Origin of the sequence: Brachybacterium saurashtrense (assembly GCF_003355475.1) — a bacterium.
Classification (GTDB): domain Bacteria; phylum Actinomycetota; class Actinomycetes; order Actinomycetales; family Dermabacteraceae; genus Brachybacterium; species Brachybacterium saurashtrense.
On sequence record NZ_CP031356.1, the window covers coordinates 814,925 to 836,432 of the forward strand.

Annotated in this window: 21 protein-coding genes; 11 read left to right on the forward strand and 10 right to left on the reverse strand. The window is 72.7% G+C overall.

Going from position 1 to position 21,508, the window contains the following annotated elements; translation table 11 throughout:
• The first annotated feature begins 105 nt into the window (after positions 1-105).
• The 7 genes from DWV08_RS03685 to DWV08_RS03715 all read left to right on the forward strand — a co-directional run bounded on the left by DWV08_RS03685 (position 106) and on the right by DWV08_RS03715 (position 6,392).
• A complete protein-coding gene (locus DWV08_RS03685; RefSeq protein WP_115412572.1) occupies positions 106-714 on the forward strand; it encodes a PH domain-containing protein in 609 nt (202 codons plus the stop codon).
• Positions 711-2,411, forward strand: coding sequence for a PH domain-containing protein (locus DWV08_RS03690; protein ID WP_115412573.1), 1,701 nt, complete (start codon positions 711-713; stop codon positions 2,409-2,411). The genes DWV08_RS03685 and DWV08_RS03690 overlap by 4 nt, the downstream gene beginning before the upstream one ends.
• Positions 2,408-3,313, forward strand: a complete 906-nt coding sequence (locus tag DWV08_RS03695; RefSeq protein WP_115412574.1) for a Rossmann-like and DUF2520 domain-containing protein — start codon at positions 2,408-2,410, stop codon at positions 3,311-3,313. Before DWV08_RS03690 ends, DWV08_RS03695 begins: the two co-directional genes overlap by 4 nt.
• Positions 3,310-4,209, forward strand: a complete 900-nt coding sequence (gene panC / locus DWV08_RS03700) for a pantoate--beta-alanine ligase (protein WP_115412575.1) — start codon at positions 3,310-3,312, stop codon at positions 4,207-4,209. Before DWV08_RS03695 ends, panC begins: the two co-directional genes overlap by 4 nt.
• Positions 4,210-4,253: 44 nt before the next feature.
• The gene (gene lysS, locus DWV08_RS03705; RefSeq protein WP_115412576.1) at positions 4,254-5,762 is read left to right on the forward strand and encodes a lysine--tRNA ligase; all 1,509 of its coding nucleotides are present in this window, start codon (positions 4,254-4,256) and stop codon (positions 5,760-5,762) included.
• Position 5,763: 1 nt separating this feature from the next.
• Positions 5,764-5,946, forward strand: a complete 183-nt coding sequence (locus DWV08_RS03710; protein ID WP_115412577.1) for a hypothetical protein — start codon at positions 5,764-5,766, stop codon at positions 5,944-5,946.
• 116 nt (positions 5,947-6,062) lie between these two features.
• The gene (locus DWV08_RS03715) at positions 6,063-6,392 is read left to right on the forward strand and encodes a histone-like nucleoid-structuring protein Lsr2 (protein WP_115412578.1); all 330 of its coding nucleotides are present in this window, start codon (positions 6,063-6,065) and stop codon (positions 6,390-6,392) included.
• A 155-nt stretch (positions 6,393-6,547) separates the two neighbouring features.
• Here DWV08_RS03715 and DWV08_RS03720 read toward each other — a convergent pair whose 3' ends face one another.
• From DWV08_RS03720 to DWV08_RS03740, 5 genes are all read right to left on the reverse strand, one after another.
• On the reverse strand, positions 6,548-7,504 hold the full coding sequence (locus DWV08_RS03720) for an aldose 1-epimerase family protein (RefSeq protein WP_115412579.1): 957 nt from the start codon (positions 7,502-7,504) through the stop codon (positions 6,548-6,550).
• A complete protein-coding gene (locus DWV08_RS03725) occupies positions 7,501-8,265 on the reverse strand; it encodes a LutC/YkgG family protein (RefSeq protein ID WP_115412580.1) in 765 nt (254 codons plus the stop codon). Before DWV08_RS03725 ends, DWV08_RS03720 begins: the two co-directional genes overlap by 4 nt.
• Positions 8,262-9,797: a lactate utilization protein B gene (locus DWV08_RS03730; RefSeq protein WP_115412581.1), complete on the reverse strand. Its 1,536-nt coding sequence runs from the start codon at positions 9,795-9,797 to the stop codon at positions 8,262-8,264. The genes DWV08_RS03725 and DWV08_RS03730 overlap by 4 nt, the downstream gene beginning before the upstream one ends.
• Positions 9,798-9,846: 49 nt before the next feature.
• Positions 9,847-10,632, reverse strand: a complete 786-nt coding sequence (locus DWV08_RS03735; RefSeq protein WP_115412582.1) for a (Fe-S)-binding protein — start codon at positions 10,630-10,632, stop codon at positions 9,847-9,849.
• A gap of 89 nt (positions 10,633-10,721) precedes the next feature.
• Entirely contained in the window at positions 10,722-12,206 is a 1,485-nt protein-coding gene (locus tag DWV08_RS03740) for a malate:quinone oxidoreductase (RefSeq protein WP_115412583.1), read from the reverse strand.
• Positions 12,207-12,400: 194 nt separating this feature from the next.
• Between DWV08_RS03740 and DWV08_RS03745 the strand changes: the two genes are divergently transcribed.
• Positions 12,401-13,837, forward strand: coding sequence for an alpha-L-fucosidase (locus DWV08_RS03745; RefSeq protein WP_241237450.1), 1,437 nt, complete (start codon positions 12,401-12,403; stop codon positions 13,835-13,837).
• Between the two features lie 208 nt (positions 13,838-14,045).
• Here the strand turns inward: DWV08_RS03745 and DWV08_RS03750 are convergent, their stop codons facing one another.
• Positions 14,046-14,288, reverse strand: coding sequence for a DUF6458 family protein (locus DWV08_RS03750; protein ID WP_115412584.1), 243 nt, complete (start codon positions 14,286-14,288; stop codon positions 14,046-14,048).
• Positions 14,289-14,536: 248 nt separating this feature from the next.
• On the opposite strand from DWV08_RS03750, the gene DWV08_RS03755 reads away from it, so the two are divergent.
• From DWV08_RS03755 to DWV08_RS03765, 3 genes are all read left to right on the forward strand, one after another.
• On the forward strand, positions 14,537-17,143 hold the full coding sequence (locus DWV08_RS03755; RefSeq protein WP_115412585.1) for an ATP-dependent Clp protease ATP-binding subunit: 2,607 nt from the start codon (positions 14,537-14,539) through the stop codon (positions 17,141-17,143).
• 192 nt (positions 17,144-17,335) lie between these two features.
• Positions 17,336-18,184 (forward strand): DedA family protein, encoded by an 849-nt coding sequence (locus DWV08_RS03760; protein WP_241237451.1) that lies wholly within the window; start codon positions 17,336-17,338, stop codon positions 18,182-18,184.
• Positions 18,181-18,693, forward strand: coding sequence for an amino-acid N-acetyltransferase (locus tag DWV08_RS03765; protein WP_115412586.1), 513 nt, complete (start codon positions 18,181-18,183; stop codon positions 18,691-18,693). The genes DWV08_RS03760 and DWV08_RS03765 overlap by 4 nt, the downstream gene beginning before the upstream one ends.
• 65 nt (positions 18,694-18,758) lie before the next feature.
• On the opposite strand, the gene DWV08_RS03770 is transcribed toward DWV08_RS03765, so the two are convergent.
• The 4 genes from DWV08_RS03770 to DWV08_RS03785 form a co-directional block, all read right to left on the reverse strand.
• On the reverse strand, positions 18,759-19,523 hold the full coding sequence (locus DWV08_RS03770; RefSeq protein WP_420897522.1) for an HhH-GPD family protein: 765 nt from the start codon (positions 19,521-19,523) through the stop codon (positions 18,759-18,761).
• Between the two features lie 317 nt (positions 19,524-19,840).
• On the reverse strand, positions 19,841-20,269 hold the full coding sequence (gene mscL, locus DWV08_RS03775; protein ID WP_115412587.1) for a large conductance mechanosensitive channel protein MscL: 429 nt from the start codon (positions 20,267-20,269) through the stop codon (positions 19,841-19,843).
• 72 nt (positions 20,270-20,341) lie between these two features.
• Complete coding sequence (locus DWV08_RS03780; RefSeq protein WP_115412588.1) at positions 20,342-20,974, reverse strand: SAF domain-containing protein; 633 nt, start codon at positions 20,972-20,974, stop codon at positions 20,342-20,344.
• A gap of 152 nt (positions 20,975-21,126) precedes the next feature.
• On the reverse strand, positions 21,127-21,453 hold the full coding sequence (locus DWV08_RS03785; RefSeq protein WP_115412589.1) for an FmdB family zinc ribbon protein: 327 nt from the start codon (positions 21,451-21,453) through the stop codon (positions 21,127-21,129).
• Positions 21,454-21,508 lie beyond the last annotated feature (55 nt).

Consider the following 21,508-nt stretch of genomic DNA (forward strand, 5'->3'; position numbering starts at 1 on the left):
CTCGGAGCGTCGAGGGCGTCGGGAGCGCACCTGCGACCTTCGCCGATGCGGTCCGCGCCGTCCGTCGGAGGGCGCACCGGGTGTCGGGGTGACACGATGGTTCCCATGAGCACCCTCCCCGACCCCGCCTCCGCGCCCCTGGGGGCGCGGGCACAGGAGGACGGGCCCGCGCCCGCCGCCTCCAGCCTCCAGGACCCGCACCCCGCTCGCACGCTCGAGGACGACCCCGCGGGGCTGCTCGCCGCCGGCGCCCTGCGTCCCGTCTCGACCGCGCTGATCCCCGCCCGCTACGTCGCGGGCATCGTCGGCTATGTCCTCTGGGTGCTGATGATCGCCGGGGCGATCGTCGGCGCCGTGCTCACCTCCTGGTGGTGGCTCGCCCTGCTGGGCCTGCTGCCGCTGGCGCTCCTGGTGCAGAGCCTGCTGCTCACGCCGCGCCGGGTGCGCGCGATCGGCTATCTGGATGCCCAGGACGATCTCACGATCGCCCGGGGCATCATGTTCCGCACCGTGCACACGATCCCCTACGGCCGGGTCCAGTCCGTGAAGATCGACGAGGGCCCCGTGGATCGTCGGTACGGTCTCGCGAAGCTCACCGTCAGCACCGCGAGCGACGGCACCACAGTGGTCCTGCCGGGCCTGCCGAAGGAGGAGGCCGAGCGGCTGCGCGCCCTGCTCACCGCCCGCGGCATCGAGAACATGGCGGCACTGTGAACGCTCCGGAGCCGGGAGCCACCGCGGAGCGCCGCCGCACCCACCCGATCACTCCGCTGGTGACCGGCTGGAAGATCGTGGTCGGCGTGATCGCCGTGCTCACCGCGCAGAACATCGCCCGACTGGCGGAGGACTTCACCGTCCAGCGCGCGCTGATCGGGCTGGGGGTGCTGGCCGCCGCCGTCGTGATCGCGGTGGTGCTGTCCGCGGCCGGCTGGTGGTTCACCACCTATGCGGTCGACGACGCCGGGGTCTCCCTCCACCGCGGCATGATCAGCCGGTCGCGCGAGTACGCCCCGCGGGCCCGGATCGAGTCCGTCTCCGTGGAACGCCCTCTGCTGGCCCGGCTGCTGGGCCTGGCCAAGGTGCGGGTGGAGGTCGCCGGGGGCGGCGGATCCTATCTCGACATCGAGTACGTCCGCTCCGCCGACGCGGAGGAGCTGCGCCGCGGGATCCTCGCCCTCCCCGGCCGCGGTGAGGAGGCCCGCCCCGCGCACGCCGACCCTGCGGCCGACACCCCGACCTCCGCCCCCGCGGGATCGCCCGACCCGGCAGCCACCGCACCGGCCACGGACGCGGGCCGGCGCGGGCACGATCCGGCCGACGGGGGCGACGCGGCCGACGGGGCCGATCGGTCCAGCGGGTCGGTGGGCTCCGAGGGCACTGCCGGCCCCGGCGCCGACGTCGTGGCCGAGGAGCGGGCGGGGGAGCGCGCGCGACGCACCACGGCGAGCTCGCTGGACAGCTTCCTCCACGACGGTGTCACCGACGGGGAGCTGATCGCGCAGATCCCCACCGGGCGCCTGGTCCACTCCCTGCTGCGCGACCCCGGCTTCCTGCTCGCCGTGGCGATCGGCGTGCTGGGCCTGCCGGTGGCCGTCGGCCTCGCGATCTGGCAGGACGGGCTCTCCTTCGCGGTGATCATCGCGCTGCTGCCCACGATCGTGGCGCTGCCGAAGTACGTCTTCGGCCGTATCGAGTCCGGGTGGGGATTCGTCTCCCGCCTTACGGACAGCGGCCTGCGGATGCGACGGGGCCTGGCCAACACCCGCACGGACAACATCGCCGCCGGTCGCATCCAGCGTCTCGAGATGCGCCGTCCGCTGCTGTGGCGCAGCCCCGGCTGGACAGGCGTGACCGTCACCGTGGCCGGTATCGAGGACGCCGACGAGAACGGCGCCGAGAGCGTGCTGCCCGTCGGCACCCGCGAGGAGCTCGCCGCGACGCTGTCGCACCTGGCCTCGCCGCTGGGCACCGACGACGACCTGGCCGCCGTGGAACGGCTGCTCACCGCCCCCGCGCGAGAGATCGACGGGCTGCGCACCCGGATCCGCGCCTGCTGGATCGACCGCCGCACCACCGTGAGCGTCCTGCTGCCCGGAGCGCTCGTGCAGCGCCGCGGTGTCCTCGTGAAGCGTCTCGACATCATCCCTCGCGACCGCATCCAGGGACTGACCGTGGAGGACGGGCCGCTCGCCCGTTCCCTCGGGGTCCTGGACCTGCAGGTCGGCGTGGCAGGGCATACGCTGTCGCTGGCGAACCTGCCGCGCCCGGAGGTGCTCGCGCTCCATGCCGAGCTCGCGCACGACGCCGCGACGCTGCGCCGGTACCGCGACCGCGAGCGTTGGCCCCGGCCCGCGGCCGAGAGCCGGGGCGCCGTCGGGGCGACGCATGCAGGCCTCGGAGGTGGGCGATGACCGCGCCGCGCCTGGGCATCGGCGTGATCGGGGCGGGCCGGGTCGGCGCCGTGCTCGGTGCGGCCCTGCGCGCCGAGGGCCACGGGATCACCGGGGCGTACGCCGTCTCCGACGCCTCCCGCGAGCGCGCCGAGGACCTGCTGCCGGGCGTGCCGCTGCTGGACGTCCCCGCGCTCGTCGAGCGCAGCGAGATGCTGCTGCTGGCGGTGCCGGACGACCAGCTGGGCCCGCTGGCCGCCGGGATCGCCGCGACCGGTCTCGCGCCGGGAGGCCAGCTGATCGTGCACACCTCCGGTCGCTTCGGCACCGAGGTGCTCGCCCCGCTGGCGGAGGCGGGAAGCGCCACGATCGCCCTGCACCCCGCGATGACCTTCACCGGCACCCGCGCCGATCTCTCCCGCCTGATCGGCTGTCCGATGGGAATCACCGCCGCGCCCGAGCTGCTGCCGATCGCCGCGGCGCTGGTGGTGGAGCTGGGCGGCGAGGCGGAGGTGATCGCCGAGGGGGACCGCCCCCTCTACCACGCCTCCCTCGCCCACGCCGCGAATCACCTGGTGGTGCTCGTGGACCAGGCCCGCGAGTCCCTGAGCCGGATGGGCATCGACGAGCCCGGCGCGTATCTCCGCCCCCTGCTGGAGGCGGCGCTCGAGGAGTCCCTGCGCCGCGGGGCCAAGGCGCTGACCGGGCCCGTGGTGCGCGGCGACGCCGGCACCGTCGCCGCCCATCTCGAAGCGCTCGCGGACCTCGACGCCACCGGGGCGCCGGGGGAGCGCGGCGACGTGACCGACACCTACCGCGCGCTGGCCCGCGCCGCCCTCGCCCGTGCCAGACTCCCGGAGGACACCCGGTCCGCGCTCGATGCGCTGCTGCAGGACCGGCCGACCGGAGAGGACCACCCATGAGCCAGCACGCCCCGCTCCCCGCCCCCGGGCACCCCACCGCCCGGGACGGGGCCGACCGCAGCACCGCGCTGGTCACCACCCGCGCGGAGCTGACCGCACGGCGCGTGGCGATGACGGGCACGGTCGCCGCGGTGCTCACGATGGGCTCCCTGCACGACGGACATCTCGCCCTGGTGGCACGCGCCCGCGAGCTCGCCGACCACGTGATCCTCACCGACTTCGTCAACCCCCTGCAGTTCGGGCCCGGCGAGGACTACGAGGCCTACCCGCGCGACCTCGACGCCGACCTCGCCCTCGTGGAGGGCCTGGTGGACGTGGTCTTCGCCCCCGCGGTCCAGGAGATGTACCCGGTCCTCCCGCCCACGGTCTCGGTGAGCGCAGGCCGTGCGGGCACCCTCCTCGAGGGCGCCGCACGGCCCGGCCACTTCGACGGTGTGGTCACCGTGGTGACCAAGCTCCTGCATCTCACCGCCCCGCACCTGAGCGTCTTCGGCCGCAAGGACGCCCAGCAGCTCGCGATCATCCAGCGCCTGGTCGCGGACCTCGACCTGCCGGTGCGCATCGAGCCGGTCGAGATCCAGCGCGAACCCTCGGGGCTGGCCCGCTCCAGCCGCAACGCCTACCTCAGCCCGGCCGGTCGGGAGCAGGCGCTCGCCCTGTCCCGCACGATCCAGGCCGCGCTCGCCGCCGCGCCGTCCGTGCGGGGGATCCGGGCCGCCCTCGCCGACGCGCTGGAGCGGGCGGAGATCGACTGGGACTACGCCCACGCCCTGGACCCCGCGACCCTCGCCCCGATCGACGGCGAGCACCGCGGGGAGGTGCTGGTGGCGCTCGCCGGCGTGGTCGAGGGCACCCGCCTGCTGGACGCCGCTGTGGCGGTCGCGACAGCACCCTGAGCTCGACGGGCGCCCCCGCACCGGGTGATGAGACAATCGCCCCCATGAGCGAGAATCCCCCTGCCCCCGACACGACGGACACCTCCGACCAGGTCGCGGTCCGCAAGTCCAAGCGGGAGCGCCTGCTGGCGCGCGGGGAGGAGGCCTATCCCGTCTCCGTGCCGGTCACCACCACCATCGCCGCGGTGCGCGACGCCTACGGGCACCTCGAGGCGGGGGAGGAGACCGACGACGAGGTGGGCATCGCCGGCCGCGTGGTCTTCCAGCGCAACACCGGCAAGCTCGCCTTCGTCACGGTGCAGGACGGTGCCGGGCGCCGCCTGCAGATCATGGCCTCGCAGAAGGTCATCGGCGAGGAGCGCCTGGCCGCGCTCAAGGCGGACGTCGACCTCGGCGACCACGTGTTCTTCCACGGGCGCGTGGGCGCCTCCCGCCGCGGCGAGCTGAGCGTGTTCGCGGACTCCTGGCAGATGGCGGCCAAGGCGGTGCGCCCGCTGCCGGTGCTGCACGCGGAGCTCTCCGAGGAGTCGCGGGTGCGGCACCGCTACGTCGACCTCATCGTGCGCCAGGAGGCGCGGGACACGGTGCGCCGGCGTGCCGAGGTGATGCACTCGCTGCGAACCTCCTTCCACGAGCGGGACTTCGTGGAGATCGAGACGCCGATGCTGCAGGTGGTGCCCTCCGGCGCCGCCGCCCGCCCGTTCGTCACCCACATGAACGCCTTCGACCTCGACCTGTACCTGCGGATCGCCCCGGAGCTGTTCCTCAAGCGCGCTGCCGTGGGCGGGCTCGAGAAGGTGTTCGAGATCAACCGGAACTTCCGCAACGAAGGCGCTGATTCCACGCATTCGCCGGAGTTCGCGATGCTCGAGGCGTACGAGGCCTACGGCGACTACGACACCATCGGGGACCTCACCCGGCGCCTCGTGCAGGAGGCGGCGGAGCGCGCCACCGGATCGCAGATCGTCACGCTCGCCGACGGCACCGAGTACGACTTCTCCGGGGAATGGGCGAAGATCACCGTCTACGGGTCCCTCTCGGAATCCCTGGGCGAGGAGATCACCCCCGAGACCTCTCCGGACCATCTGCGGGCCATCGCCCGCTCGCTCGATCTGGATCTGGATCATCCGAAGTTCGGCCACGGAAAGCTCGTCGAGGAGCTGTTCGAGCATCGCGTGGGCGATCATCTGCACGAGCCCACGTTCGTGCGCGATTTCCCGGTGGAGACCAGCCCCCTGGTGCGCGCCCATCGCACGCAGCCCGGCGTGGTGGAGAAGTGGGACCTCTACGTGCGCGGCTTCGAACTGGGCACGGGCTACTCCGAGCTGGTGGATCCGGTGATCCAGCGCGAGCGCTTCGCCCAGCAGGCACGGCTCGCCGCGCAGGGCGACGACGAGGCGATGCGTATGGACGAGGACTTCCTGGAGGCGATGGAGTACGCGCTGCCGCCCACCGGCGGCATGGGAATGGGAATGGACCGTCTCCTCATGGCGCTCACGGGGCTCGGAATCCGCGAGACCATCCTCTTCCCGCTCGTGAAGCCGGAGGCCTGAGATGGATTCGGGGTTCTGGTTCGAGGCGGGGGCGCTGCTCCCGTCGCTCGGCGTGGGACTTCTGTTCTGGTTCGTGCTGCGATCCCTGCTGCGGGCGGATCGACGGGAACGGGAGGCCGAACGCCAGGCGGAACGCGAATACGACGATCGGCATGACAGCGATGAAGCGCGCCACGCCGAGTGAGCCGATTTCGCAATCAGATTGAAATCACGCCCTCCGCTATGGATACTGTGTGCAGAAGCGAGCTTGAATCGGGGCCGCTCATGTTTTCACCAACAGACCAGCGAGGGAGAACCCCCATGGCACGGAAGACCTACGTGGAGCTCGTCGACGATCTCAGCGGGGACAAGGCCGATGAGACGGTGAGCTTCGCCCTGGACGGCGTGGCCTACGAGATCGACCTGTCCGACGTCAACGCCTCCCGCCTGCGCGAGGAGCTCGGCACGTGGGTCGAGAAGGCCCGCCGTGTGGGAGGCCGCCGTACCCGTGGCACGTCCTCCGCCCGTCGCGGCTCCAACGACTCCGCGCGCATCCGCGAGTGGGCGCGCGAAGCCGGCTACGAGGTGCCGGATCGCGGTCGCATCTCCAGCACAATCCGCACCGCCTACGAGGAGGCGCACGGGAAGTGACCCGCGCCGATCCCGCGCGCGCCTCGGCGTGAACGGGATCCGCCCCCGGCATGATCACGGGTCCCCCACCGCACGGTGGGGGACCCGTCGTCGTGACGGGCGGGCCCGACCCGAGCTCCTCGTCGACGAGATGGCGCGGCGGAGGCCCGCCGCCCTCACCAGCCGGTCAGCGACCAGGAGGCGGAGTGCTCCGCCCCGGGGGCCAGGCGCACCACATCGGTGCCGCTGCGGAACGCATCGGGCGGGCAGGTCATCGGCTCCACCGCGAGCCCGCGTCGGTGATGCTCGGGCTCCGGCCGGTCCCCGGTGTGGATCTGCAGCCAGGGGCATTCCGTCCCGGCGGTGAGCTCCACACCGGTCCCGCCGGGCGCGGTGACGGTGACCCGCATCCGGCCCTCGCCGTCCCGCCCCAGATCGGTGAAGGCATGATCGATGAACAGGGAGCCGAGCGGTCGGGCGGAGCGGAAGTCGAAGGCGCCCCCCGGCTCCACCGAGCGGGTCCCGGTGGGCAGCAGCCTGTCCTCGGTGACCGTGAGCACGGTGCCCGCCTCCACCTGGAGCGACCACTGCTCCAGCGGCTCCTCGCCGGCCACCAGGTACGGGTGCGGGCACACCCCGTACGGGGCGTCCTGCCGGCCGAGGTTGCGGGCGGTCACGGTGGTGCGCAGCCCCTCCTGCGCCTCGAGCGTGTAGCGCACGGTGAGCAGCAGGTGGAAGGGGTAGCCGGGGGAGGGGAACAGCTCGGTGCGCAGCTCCAGCGCCTGGGCGGAGACCGAGGCGGGGGTGAAGGCCTGGAAGGAGACCAGGCCGTGGAGGGCGTTGCCGCGCTCCGGCTCGGTGAGGGCGGTGCGGAGCTCCTGCCCGTCCCACGTGTAGGTGCCGTCGCCGATGCGGTTCGGCCACGGCGCCACGATGGCGCCGCGATAGAAGAGCATCGGGCCGGTCTCGGGGCTGCGCAGCAGCAGGTCCCGTCCGTCCACGGTGAGCGACTCGAGCGTCGCCCCCACGGCGGAGACCTCCGCGCGGTATGCGCCGGCGGTCAGGGTGTACAGCTCGCCGCGATCGCGAGGGGAGGGACCGGACGCGGTCGGGACGGTGGGGGACTCTGTCATGCGGTCTGCTCCTGTGCTGTCTGCGCCGTCGTGGGGTCGGTCGGCTGTGCGGGGTCCTGCTCGGGCTCCGGCTCGATCAGCACCACCTCGAGGCGGCGCGGCCCGTGCACGCCCTCGACGCGGTCCAGCTCGATGTCGCTGGTCGCGCTGGGCCCGGAGATCATGGTCCAGGCGGCGGCCGGGTCCTCGGCCATCCGCTCGATCGCCTTGGGGACGCCGAGCACCACCTCCTCCGCCTCCACCACGACCACGTGGTGGTCGGGCACCAGGCTGATCGCGCGGCGGCCGCCGCGCCCGTCGCCGCGCAGCACCAGCGTGCCGGTGAGCGCGATCGCCGTGTGGCAGCCGGTGAGCACCGCGTCGATCGCGTCGAGCTCGCGCGGGGTCGCGGTGCCGTCGTCGAGCACCACGTCGGCGTCCACCTGCGCACGCCATGCCTCCGGCAGCGCGGGCGGGACCACCACCGAGCGGGCGCCGGCGAGCGCGGCGGCGATCACGGCCGGGGCCTCGGCCGCGGTGGTGCGGTGCACCGTCGCGGTGTAGTCCTCCAGCCGCTGCACCAGCACGCCCCGCACCTTCTCGGGGGCGGTGCGCACCTCCTGCTTGTCGTCGGCGCGCTGGTAGTCCCGGGGGACATCCGCGGCCTCGGTGACCTCGTCCCGGCGCGGCACCGCCAGGGCGGCGCGCACGCGGCCCAGGATCTCCTCCTTGGCGCTGAGGCCGGGGGTGCGGGTGGGACGCGCGTCCCGCTGCTCGTTCATGCCGTCTCCTCGTCCGTGCCGCGGTCCTTCTCGCGCTGATCCCACCAGGAGCGGAAGGACGTCCCGGGCTTGGGCAGGTCGCGGTGGTCGGTCCAGCCCGGCACCAGCGGCAGCACGCCGGGGAGGCGGCCGATGTTCGTGCCCCGCAGCACGGAGGTGAGCGGGCCCGCGGAGCGCACCGCGATGTCGTACGCGCGCGGCGAGGACATCAGCTTCCCGGCGCCCTGGAGGGCCACGTCCCAGGTGCCGTGGAAGTCGCCGCGGGTCTCGCGGCGACGGTCCACGTCCTTCGCGCGCAGGTGCACCAGGATCTCGGGGATGTTGATCTTCACCGGGCACACGTCGTAGCAGGCCCCGCACAGGCTCGAGGCGTAGGGGAGCGTGGAGTTCGGGTCGTCGTCGCCGTGCATGCCCGTCATCTGCGGGGAGAGGATCGCCCCGATCGGCCCGGGGTAGGTGGAGCCGTAGGCGTGGCCGCCGGTGCGGGCGTACACGGGGCACACGTTCAGGCAGGCGGAGCAGCGGATGCAGTGCAGGGCGCTGCGGCCCTCCGGATCCTCCAGCACCGCGGAGCGCCCGTTGTCCAGCAGCACCAGATGGAACTCCTCGGGGCCGTCGCCCTCGTGCACGCCGGTGAACAGCGTGGTGTAGGGGTTCATCCGCTCCCCGGTGGAGGAGCGCGGCAGCAGCTGCAGGAACACCTCGAGATCCTGGAAGGTGGGGACGATCTTCTCGATCCCCACCACCGAGATGAGGGTGCGCGGAAGGGTGAGGCACATCCGCCCGTTGCCCTCGGACTCCACCACCACCATCGTCCCGGTCTCGGCGACGGCGAAGTTCGCGCCGGAGATCGCCACCGAGCCCGGCATGTCCAGGAACTTCTCGCGCAGGTAGCGGCGCGCGGCCTCCGCGAGCGCGGCGGGCTCGTCCGTGATCGACGGGTCCAGGTCCGGCATCGCCTCGAGGAAGATCTCGCGGATCTCGGTGCGGTTGCGGTGGATCGCGGGCACCAGGATGTGCGAGGGGGTGTCCCCGGCGAGCTGCACGATGAGCTCGGCCAGATCGGACTCGATCGCCCGGATCCCGGCGTGCTCGAGCACCTCGTTGAGGCTGATCTCCTGGGTGGCCATCGACTTGACCTTCAGGATCTCCTCGGCACCGCGCTCGAGCGCGAGCGCCGCCACGATCTCGCCGGCCTCCTCCGCGTCGCGCGCCCAGTGCACCACGCCGCCGGCCGCCGTCACCGACTCCTCGAGCTGCTCCAGGAGCTCCGGAAGATGATCGGTGACCTGCCACTTCAATGCGCTGCCGGCGTTGCGCAGCTTCTGCCAGTCGCGCACCTCGCGCACCGCGGAGGCGCGCTTGGCCTGGATGGTGGAGGTGGCGTGGCGGAGGTTGCCGCGCAGGGTCTCGTCGCCGAGCTCCGCGCGTGCCGCGGCGGGGAAGCCCTGCGCGCCGCGCAGCGTCGAGCCCGGGGAGGCGTGCTGCGGGCGCACCGAGGGCATGCCCAGGTGCACGGTGGAGGTGCTCATCGTCCGGTCCTCTCGAGCGGGTGCCGCGCGGCGCGCGGACGGTGCGTGGTCATGACGCCCTCCCGAGGATGGTCTCCGACGGGACGAAGGGGTCCTCCTTCGTGGAGGCGAGGATCTGCGCGAGGTGGATCGACTGCGGGGCGGCCCCGGTGCGGCGCAGCTTCCCGCCGATGTTCATCAGGCACGAGGCGTCGCCGGCGACCACGAACTCCGCCCCGCTGCGCACCACGTTCGCGGCCTTGTCCGTCACCATCGCATCGCTGGTGGCGTCGTTCTTCACCGAGAAGGTGCCGCCGAACCCGCAGCAGGTGTCCGACTCCGGCAGGTTCTTCACCTCGATGCCCTCGACCGCGCGCAGCAGCTTCAGCGGCCGGGATCCCACCTTGAGGAACCGCATCGAGTGGCAGGTGGGGTGGTAGGTCACCGAGTGGGGGAAATAGGCGCCTACATCGGTCACCTTCAGCACGTCCACCAGCAGCTCGGAGAGCTCGTAGGTCTTCGCCGCGACCGCGGCGGCCCGCTGCTCGAGCCGCTCGTCGCCTTCATGCCGGGCCACCAGGGCGTGCTGGTCCCGCACGCAGCCCGTGCACGAGCCCGAGGGCATCACGATCGCGTCCACGCTCTCCAGCGCCGGCTCGAAGGTGTCCACGAAGGAGCGCACGACCGGCGCCGCCTCGGTGTAGTACCCGGAGTTGGTGTGCATCTGGCCGCAGCAGGTCTGGCGCTTGTCGAACACCACCTCGTGGCCCAGGCGCTCCAGCAGCATCACCGTGGCCCGGGCCACGTCCGGTGCCATCACGTCCACCAGGCAGGTCGTCATCAGCGAGATGCGCATCCGCAGTCCTCCGTCGTCGTCCCGCGCCGGTGGTGGGAGCCGTGGCGCGCCCCCGGGGCGGGGTCGGGGACGCGGAGCACTGCGGCGGGTCAGGTGTGGATCAGGCCCAGCGCATCGGCGGTGCGCTCCAGGGTGCGGTGCGCCTCGGCCCGGTCCTCGGAGAGCGAGCGCCCCCAGCTGGGCACCATCTGCGTGAGCATCGGCCGCCAGGCCTCGATCCGCTGCGGGAACATCCGCTCCAGCATGCCCAGCATGATGCTGGTGGCCGTGGACGCGCCGGGGGAGGCGCCGAGCATGCCGCCGATGGAGCCGTCGGCCGCGGTGATCAGCTGGGTGCCGAACTGCAGCACGCCGTGCTTCACGGCGTCCGGGGCGATCACCTGCACGCGCTGCCCGGCGGTGACCTCCTCCCAGTCCGACTCCCGCGCCGCGGGCATGTACTCCAGCAGCGCCTCGAAGCGCTGGTGGCGGGTGGCCGCGAGCTGCGAGCCGAGGTACACCATGAGATCCAGGTTCGGGGGCGCCACGGCCATCATCTGGGTGACGTTCGAGGGCTTCACCGACTCGAACAGATCCGTCCATCGACCGGTCTTGAGGAACTTCGGGGACCAGCCGGCGTACGGGCCGAACATCAGCGAGCGCTGCCCGCCCACGTAGCGCGTGTCGAGGTGCGGCACGCTCATCGGCGGCGCGCCCACGGCCGCCTTGCCGTACACCTTCGCGTCGTGGCGGGCGATGGTCTCCGGATCGGTGCACCGCAGCCACTGCCCGGAGATCGGGAAGCCGCCGAAGCCGCGGATCTCGTCGATCCCGGACTTCTGCAGCAGCGGCAGGGCGTACCCGCCGGCGCCGACGAACACGAACGGCGCGCGCACCACGCGCGTCGAGCCGTCGGCCGTGGAGCGTGCCATCACGCCCCAGTCCGTGCCCATGCGGCGCAGGTCCACCACCTCCGTGCCGGTGGAGACCGTGGTCCCGGCGCGGGAGGCGAAGGCGAGCATCTCGCGGGTGAGGGCGCCGAAGTCCACGTCGGTGCCGTCGGGGGAGCGGGTCGCGGCGATCGTCTCGGTGACCGGACGGCCCTCGGAGACCAGGGGAGCCCACTCGGCCAGCTGCGCATGCTCGGTGGAGAACTCCATCCGGTCGAACAGCGGGTTCGAGGCGAGCGCCTGGTGGCGCCGGCGCAGGTAGTCCACATTCTCCATGCCGTGCACGAAGCTCATGTGGGGCACGGTGTGGATGAAGGAGCTCGGGTCGCCGATGCGATCGTTCTCCACCAGGTGCGCCCAGAACTGGCGCGAGACCTGGAACTGCTCGTTGATCGAGATCGCCTTCGCGGGGCTCACCGAGCCGTCCACGTCCTGGGGGGTGTAGTTCAGCTCGCACAGGGCGCTGTGGCCGGTCCCGGCGTTGTTCCAGGCGTCGCTGGACTCCGCGCCCAGCGAGTCGAGGCGCTCGAGCACCACGATGTCCCAGCTCGGCTCGAGCTCCGTGAGCATCGCCGCGAGCGTCGCGCTGGCGACCCCGCCGCCGATCAGCACCGCGTCTGCGCGGGTCACGTCCAGGTCTGGCATGTCTCTCCGTTCCGGTGTGCACTTCTCGCCCGGCGGTGCGCGGTCCGGGCCCGGCCTCGGGCCCCGGCGTCCCCTGCGCATCGGCGGGCGGTCGTGCGTCCCAGCGTATCCCGTTCCGCCGGGGCGGGGACGCGCCGCCCGGGGCGATGGCGACTAGCCTCCCGCCGCCGCCCGATCGCTGATGGAATGGGGACATGGATCACGCACCGCGCGATGACGCGCAGACCTCCGCGCTCCCGATGTCCGATCCGGCCACGCCCGTCGGCCCGGCCGGCCCCGCCGGCCCCACCGGACCCATCGATGCGGCCGGCCCCGCCGATCCCGCCGAGGCATCGGGCCCGTCCGGGTGCGCGCCGCTGCGCCCCACCCCCGCGCAGCTGGCCTGGCAGCGCGACGGGCTCGGGGTGTTCTTCCACGTGGGCGTGAACACCTTCGCCGGGACGGAGTGGAGCGACGGCACCCTCTCCCCGGAGCTCTTCGACCCCTCGGACCTCGACACCGACGAGTGGGTGCGCACCGCGGCGCGGCTGGGGGCGCGGTACGTGGTGCTCACCGCCAAGCACCACGACGGCTTCTGCCTGTGGCCCACCGCGACCACCGACTACTCCGTCGCCTCCTCGCCGTGGAAGGGAGGCCGGGGGGACGTGGTGGGGGAGCTGGCCGCGTCCTGCGCCCGGTACGGGATGAAGCTGGGGCTGTACGCCTCGCCCTGGGACCGGCACGCGCCGCAGTACGAGGATCCCGCGGCCTATGACGAGTTCTATCTGGCCCAGCTGCGCGAGCTGCTCACCGACTACTGCCCCGTGCACGAGGTGTGGTTCGACGGGGCGGGATCCGCCGGCCGCGAGTACGCCTGGGACCGGATCGGTGCGCTCCTCGAGGAGCTCCAGCCGGAGGCGATGGTCTTCACCATGGGGCCGGCCACCATCCGCTGGATCGGCAACGAGGACGGCCTCGCCTCCGATCCGGTCGAGTACGTGACCACCTCCGCCGACCTGAACGCCTACGACGAGGACGTGCTCGAGACGGCCGCGCCCCGCTACCTCCCGCCCGAGTGCGACGTGTCCCTGCGCACCGGCTGGTTCTGGCACGAGGGCGAGGAGCCCAAGTCGCTCGCGCACCTGCTGGCGATCCACGACCGCTCGATCGGGCTGGGCGCGAACCTGCTGCTGAACATCCCGCCGGACCGGCGCGGGCGGATCGATCCCGCGGACGCCCGACGGGTCGAGGAGCTCGCCGTCGCGCTCGCGCGGCGCTTCGGCAGCCCCGTGCGGGCGCAGCTGGGGCCGGACGGCGCCCGGACGCACCTGGTGCTGCCCGAGGAGTCGGTGATCGACCACGTGGAGCTCGGGGAGTGCCTCGAGGACGGCCAGCGCGTCACCGCGCACCGGGTGCGCGCCCCCGACGGTGCGCTGCTCGCCGAGGGCGGGACGATCGGCGTGCGCCGGATCCACCGCCTGGCTGCGCCGGTCACCGCGCGCCGCCTGAGCGTCGAGCTGGAGGGCGAGGGCGCCGTGCTGGAACGGGCCTCCGTGCACCATGCGGCCGACGCCCCGGTCCCGGACCCGACGATCACGTCGCGCGGGCGTCTGGAGCGCCCCGAGGACGACGCCCGCGGCACCGCCGACTGACCCGCGCGCCCTCCGACCGGCCCGCGGAGCCGCGTGATGGCCCATGGAGCCTCCGACCGGTCCGCGGGGCCGCCGGCCGGCGTGAGCCCGGCCCGCTGACCCTCCGGTCGGCCTGAGCACCGGGGCCGCCCGGACGCACTGAGGGCCCCTCCCGCAGCGCCTCGACAGGCGGCGGCGGGGAGGGGTCCTCGGGCGGACGGGTCCGGTCTCAGACGCCCGCGGGAGGATCCCGGCGCTCGGAGACGGAGTGGCCGGGCGCGCTCTGCGTGTTCACCACGGTCTTGCGCGAGCGCAGCGCGAGCGCGAGGCCCACCAGGAACAGCACCACGCCGGCGACCATGAGGATGGTGCCGAGCACGGTGGAGTCGACGCCGGGGAGGTCGAACTCGAGGGCGAAGCGCGAGATGGCTCCGAGGACGAAGAGGATGATGCCGCCGACGATGGCGCCCATGGGGAACTCCTTGAGGAAAAGAGGGGCGTGCGGGTGAGCTGGCTCATGATAGTGGCGCGGAGATGCCGGGGCCCGCAGGCCGACCGAGGGGTCGGGACGGCGTGTCCGGCACGGGTCGCGACGGCCGGGCGTCGTCGCGGTCGGCGTCCCGGTGAGGTCACGATGTCACGCCCGCGGCGAACACATCGGGAATCGGCGCCGGATCCGCGTACTCTCGATCCATCACCACCACCGGACGGGGGAGGACCATGTTCGAACGCTTCACCGATCGCGCCCGTCGCGTCGTCGTCCTGGCGCAGGACGAGGCGCGCCTGCTGAACCACAACTACATCGGCACCGAGCACATCCTGCTGGGCCTGATCCACGAGAACGAGGGCGTGGGCGCCAAGGCCCTCGAGGCCCTCGGCGTCACGCTCGACGCCGTGCGCGAGCAGGTCCGCGACATCATCGGCGAGGGCAACCAGACCCCGTCGGGCCACATCCCCTTCACGCCCCGGGCGAAGAAGGTGCTGGAGCTGAGCCTGCGCGAGGCGCTCCAGCTGGGCCACAACTACATCGGCACCGAGCACATCCTGCTGGGCCTGCTGCGCGAGGGCGAGGGCACCGCGGTCAAGGTGCTCTCCCGCCTCAAGGCCGAGCCGTCGGCCGTCCGCCAGGAGGTCATCGAGCGCCTCTCCGGCTACCAGGGCAAGGAGCCGGCCAACGCCGGCGGCCCCGCCGAGGGGCAGCCCTCCGGCTCCCTGGTGCTGGACCAGTTCGGCCGCAACCTCACCCAGGCCGCCCGCGAGGGCAAGCTCGACCCGGTGATCGGGCGCGAGATGGAGGCCGAGCGCGTGATGCAGGTGCTCTCGCGCCGCACCAAGAACAACCCGGTGCTGATCGGCGAGCCGGGCGTGGGCAAGAGCGCCGTGGTCGAGGGCCTGGCGCAGTCCATCGTGGCCGGGGACGTCCCGGAGACGCTCAAGGACAAGCAGCTCTACACCCTCGACCTGGGCTCGCTGGTGGCGGGCTCCCGCTACCGCGGCGACTTCGAGGAGCGCCTGAAGAAGGTACTCAAGGAGATCCGCACCCGCGGCGACATCATCCTGTTCATCGACGAGATCCACACCCTGGTGGGTGCGGGGGCCGCCGAGGGCGCGATAGATGCCGCCAGCATCCTCAAGCCCATGCTGGCCCGTGGCGAGCTGCAGACCATCGGTGCGACCACGCTCGAGGAATACCGCAAGCACATCGAGAAGGATGCCGCGCTGGAGCGCCGCTTCCAGCCGATCCAGGTGGATCAGCCCTCCGTGGCCCACACCGTGGAGATCCTCAAGGGCCTGCGCGACCGCTACGAGGCGCACCACAAGGTGACGATCACCGATGCCGCGCTGGTGGCCGCCGCGAACCTCGCCGACCGCTACGTCAACGACCGCTTCCTGCCGGACAAGGCGATCGACCTGATCGACGAGGCCGGGGCGCGACTGCGCATCCGCCGCCTCACCGCGCCGCCGGAGCTCAAGGAGTTCGACGCCCGGATCGAGGAGACCCGGAAGAAGAAGGAGGAGGCGATCGACGGGCAGGACTTCGAGCTCGCCGCCTCCCTCCGGGACGAGGAGCAGAAGCTCAAGTCCGAGCGGGACGAGAAGGAGACCGCCTGGCGCCACGGCGAGTCCGACGCCGTGACCACGGTCTCCGAGGAGGTCGTCGCCGAGGTGCTCGCGGCCTCCACCGGCATCCCGATCGTGAAGCTCACCGAGGAGGAGTCCTCGCGGCTGCTCCATATGGAGCAGGAGCTGCATAAGCGGGTCATCGGTCAGGACGAGGCGATCAAGGCCGTCTCCCGGGCGATCCGCCGCACCCGCGCCGGTCTCAAGGACCCCAAGCGTCCCGGCGGCTCGTTCATCTTCGCCGGCCCCACCGGCGTGGGCAAGACGGAGCTGGCTAAGGCCCTGGCGGAGTTCCTGTTCGGCGACGAGGAGTCCCTCATCCAGCTGGACATGTCGGAGTTCGGCGAGAAGCACACGGCCTCGCGGCTGTTCGGCTCGCCCCCCGGCTACGTGGGCTACGACGAGGGCGGCCAGCTCACCGAGAAGGTGCGCCGCAAGCCCTTCTCCGTGGTGCTGTTCGACGAGGTGGAGAAGGCCCATGTGGACATCTTCAACTCGCTGCTGCAGATCCTCGAGGACGGACGCCTCACGGACTCCCAGGGCCGCCTGGTGGACTTCAAGAACACCATCATCATCATGACCACCAACCTCGGCACCCGGGACATCGCCAAGGGCGTCTCGCTCGGCTTCACCGCCGGCGGGGACCTCTCCACCGACTACGAGCGGATGAAGTCGAAGGTGCACGAGGAGCTCAAGCAGCACTTCAAGCCCGAGTTCCTCAACCGCGTGGACGACGTGGTGGTGTTCCCGCAGCTGTCCAAGCAGGAGATCGTCGAGATCGTGGATCTGGAGATCGCGAAGCTCGAGAAGCGCCTGCAGGACAAGGACATGTCCCTCTCGCTCACCGAGGCGGCGAAGAACCTCCTCGCCGAGCAGGGCTACGATCCCGTGCTCGGTGCCCGGCCGCTGCGCCGCACCATCCAGCGCGACATCGAGGACGGCCTCTCCGAGCGGATCCTCTTCGGGCAGGTCCAGGTGGGCGACGAGATCGTGGTCGACGCCGAGGGCGAGGGCCTGCTGGGCTCGCTCACCTTCGCGCGGCGCGGCGAGAGCGGCGAGCTCGAGGCGATCTCCGAGACGGTGGACGTCGAGTCGATGACGCAGGCCCGCGCCGAGGACGCGACCCACGCCGACGGCACCAGCGCCGACGACGCCGACGGGGCGGACACCCCGAGCGCCGACAGCGCGCACACCAGCGCTTCCTGAGCGCCCGGGCCGGTCCTGCTCGAACGAGCAGGGCCGGCCCTCTCGCTCCGCGGCACCTCTCCGGGGGCCGCGCGAGCGCCCCCGGAGCAGAGCACTTCCGCTCCGGACAACCGTCCCGACGCCCCTCGCCGCACCGAGGGGGAACCCGCCCGTGCCGGGCGGGGAGAGCGGGGCCTTCCACGGAGAGGACGCATGGGCGACACCATCGAATGGCTGCTGTCGCTGACAGGGCAGGCGGAGGAATGGATCCTCGGCGTCTCCGACGCCTGGTGGGTCCACCTCGTGGTCTACGTGTTCGCCGCCATGGACGGCTTCTTCCCCTCCGTGCCCAGCGAGTCGACGATCGTCACGCTCTCCTCGCTGTGGTCCAGCGCGGGCAGCCCCTCGATCATCCTCATCGGGCTCGCCGCCTGGATGGGTGCCTGGACCGGGGACAACCTCGGCTACCTGATCGGCAGCAAGATCGGCTGGGAGCGATTCCGGTTCCTGCGCGAGGGCCGCGGCCGACGGGCCGTCGAGGCGGCGGATGCGGGCCTGCAGAAGCGCGCGCTGGTCTTCCTGATGACGGCCCGCTACATCCCCTTCGGCCGCACCGCCGTGAACCTGGTCGCCGGCGCCGTCCACTATCCGCACCGCCACTTCTGGCCGCGTTCGCTGCTGTCCACCTTCGTGTGGGCGGTGTACTCGTGTGCGATCGGCGCGGTGGCGGGCGCCTGGTTCCAGGACCACCACCTCCTGGCCATCACCGTCGCGCTGATCGCGGCGGTGGTGATGGCCCTGCTGCTGGAGCGCGCGATCAGCGCCATGCACCGGATGCTGGACCGCCGCGCCGCACGCCGTGCGGCCGAGGAGGCCTCGCGGGCCGCCGCGGCGTCTGCCGCTCCGACGGCGCCTGCTGCCTCGGAGGAGCCCGCCGCTCGGGCGGGTGCGGAGGTGCCCGCCGCTCCGGCGGCCGAGGAGCAGCCTGCCGCTCCGACGGTGCCGGTCGCGGGCACGCCGTCGCCGACCAGTCCCGACCGCAGTGAGGAGACCACGGCATGAGCACCACCATCCGCCCCGCGCTCCCTGCCGACGTGCGCGGCATCAACCGCCTCGTCGAGCCGATGACCCACACCGGGATCCTGCTGGGCAAGGACCTCGTCTCCTACTACGAGTCCGTGCAGGAGTTCCTGGTCGCCTGTGACGATGACGGCCGTGTGGTGGGATGCGGCGCGCTGCACGTGATGTGGGAGGACCTCGCCGAGGTGCGCACCCTCGCGGTCCACGACGACCTGCGCGGCACCGGCCTGGGGCACCGCCTGCTGGACGCCCTGCTCGAGCGGGCGCTGCACCTGGGACTGCAGCGGGTGTTCTGCCTGACCTTCGAGGTGGAGTTCTTCTCCCGCCACGGCTTCGAGGTGATGAGCGAGGAGGTGGACCCCGATGTGTACAACCAGCTGCTGCGCTCCCCGGACGAGGGGATCGCGGAGTTCCTCGACCTCGCGCGGGTCAAGCCCAACACCCTCGGCAACACCAGGATGCTGAGGACCCTCCCCACGACGGACGACTGAGCGTCCGCTCGCGCCGTCGCGCCGTCGCGCAGTCGGGCAATCGAGCCGTCGCGCCGTCGTCGGGCTCAGGGGAGCCGCAGCCCCTCGCCCTCCCTGCCGCGCACGGCGAGCCCGTCGGCGAGCAGCGACTGCACGCAGCGGTGCACACGCGGGGCGTCCGTCGCGTCGAGAGTGAGGAGCGCGGCCTCGCCGGCCTCCCCGTCACGGCGCAGCAGCGCCATGATCTGCCCCCGCAGCTGCCGATCCGTGCCCTCGAAGGCCTGACGGCGCCGGGTGTCCTCCTCGGCGGCGGGGCGGCCCGCCGCGACCCAGGCGCAGCCCGCCGCGGCCAGCGGGCACTGGGCGCAGTCCGGTGAGCGGGCCGTGCAGACCAGGGCGCCGAGCTCCATCACCGCCTGGTTCCAGGCCACCGAGCGGGCCTCCTCGGCCGGCAGCGTCCGGGTGGCGAGGGAGCGCTCGGCGGCGGAGTAGGAACGATCGGGCAGGGCGCGGCCGCGCACCGCCCGGGCGAGGACGCGACGGATGTTGGTGTCCACCACCACCGCGCGGCGCCGATGGGCGAAGGCGGTGACGGCCGCGGCGGTGTACTCGCCGACCCCGGGCAGGGCACGCAGCGCCTCCTCCCCGTGCGGCACTCGCCCGCCGTGCTCGCGCACCAGGGCGCGGGCGCACTCCTGGAGGCGCAGGGCTCGTCGGGGATAGCCCAGCCGGTCCCAGCAGCGCAGCACCTCGGCGGTGGGGGCGTCGGCGAGATCCGCCGGCTCGGGCCAGCGGCGCATCCACTCCTCCCACCGGGGCACAACCCGCACCACCGGGGTCTGCTGGAGCATCACCTCGGAGACCAGGATCGCCCAGGCGGAGACTCCCTCGTGCCGCCAGGGGAGGTCGCGGCCGTTCTGCCCGAACCAGGCGATCAGCGCGTCGACGGACTCGGCGCCGAGCGCCTCCGCCCGTCCGGGGCCCGCCCGCCGTGACGCCGCGCCGTGTGGCTCGGCGCTGCGTGATGCCGCATCGTGCGACCCTCCACGCTGCGACCTTCCACGCTGCGGCGGGGCCTCGTGCGGCGGGGCCGGGCATGCGTCGCGGGCCGGAGCCGCTGGGCTCCGGCCCGCGCCGGGAGTGGGTGCCGGGGCACCGTTCATGGCAGTCAGACCTGCGAGGTGGTACCGCCGGTCGTGCGCGAGTCGCGCTGGGCGAGGAGGGCGTCGCGGATCTCTGTGAGCAGCACGACGTCCTCGGGGGCGGCGGTCTCCTCCTCCTCGGGCAGGCCGCGGCGCTTGCGGTCCATCTTGCGCGCGGAGGTGATCGGGAGGACGAACACGAAGTAGACCACCGCTGCGGTGATCAGGAAGGCGATGACGGCGGAGAGGATCGCGCCGATGTCGACCGTGGTCGACTCGTTGGTGATCGTGAAGGCGAGGCCGTTGACGTTGCTGCCGCCGAAGACGTTGATGACGGGCTGGATCAGGTTGTCGACGAATGCGGTGATGAGCGCGGTGAACGCACTGCCGATGACGACACCGACGGCGAGGTCGATGACGTTGCCCTTCATGATGAAGTCCTTGAAGCCCTTCATGGGTCATCCTTACGAAGTCCGGGGAACGGGAGGGAGGGGCCGCGACAGCGGTCCGAGCAGGACTCTAGCGGATCACGATCCGATCACGGAGACCATCACGTGCCCGGCGACGAGCGCGTGGGCGACATCGCTCGAGCGTTCCCGGGGCACGGCGACCACGGCCTCCGCGGCCGATGCGGGGGTGCCGAGCCCTCCCGCGGTGTCCGATGAGGGGACGATCTCGATCACCTCGGCGGTGATCGCGCTGCGGGCCGGCTGTGTCGGATCCGCCGGGATCAGCTCGATCCCGGTGCCCGGCCGCAGGTGCGCGTGCAGCGAGTCCGGCACCGGCAGGGCCATGAGGACGGACCCCTCCGGGACCGCCGGACCGTCCTCGGACGTGAGCAGGTCGGGCAGCAGCGGCGTGCCGGGGGTGATGTCCACCCGGGCCGTGCGTCCCTGCACCTGGTCGGCCGCGGCGACGGCTCCCTCGGGCAGCAGCTGCCCGGAGACGTGCACGGTGCGCAGGTGCTCGGCCTCGAGCACCGTGCCGGCCGGGATCGCGACGTCCGCGACCAGCACGTCCGCCCCGCGCGTGGACGGCGGCAGCACGGCCGGCAGCAGCGCGACGGTGAGCACCGCGACGGCGAGGAACGCCAGCAGTCGACGGCGGCGGCGCAGGGCACGTCGCCACAGGGGCAGGTGATGGTGGAGCCGGGAGAGCATGGCTCGACGCTAGAGCGGGGACGCGCACCTCGTCCCGACCGCACCGTGCGCGGTGCACGGAGGGCATGTGGGGAGGGGCAGTGCGGCGCGGGCCGGACGGTGCGCCGGTGCGGCGGGGCCCGGTGCCGGGCCCGCGACATGACCTCCGGACGTCAGGACGCGGCGGCCGCCGGCTGCGAGCTCGAGGCCGTGGAGTCGGAGCTCGGGGAGGCGGAGGTGCTGCTGCTCTCGGAGGAGCCGGTGCCGGAGCTGCTGCTCTCGGAGGAGGACGAGGAGGAGCTCGCGGTGGAGGCCCCCGCGGAGGAGGAGTCGGTGGAGTAGAAGCCCGGGCCCTTGAACACGATGCCCACGGAGTCGAACACCTTTCGCAGCGCGTCCTGGGTGCACTCGGGGCAGGTGCTCAGCGAGTCCTCGCTGAAGCTCTGGTACTGCTCGAAGCGGTGGGAGCAGTTCTTGCAGGCGTAGACGTACGTGGGCACGCGGGTCCTCCGGGGTTCTCGAAGCGCTCGGCCGCACCGGCGGCCGAGCAGAGTC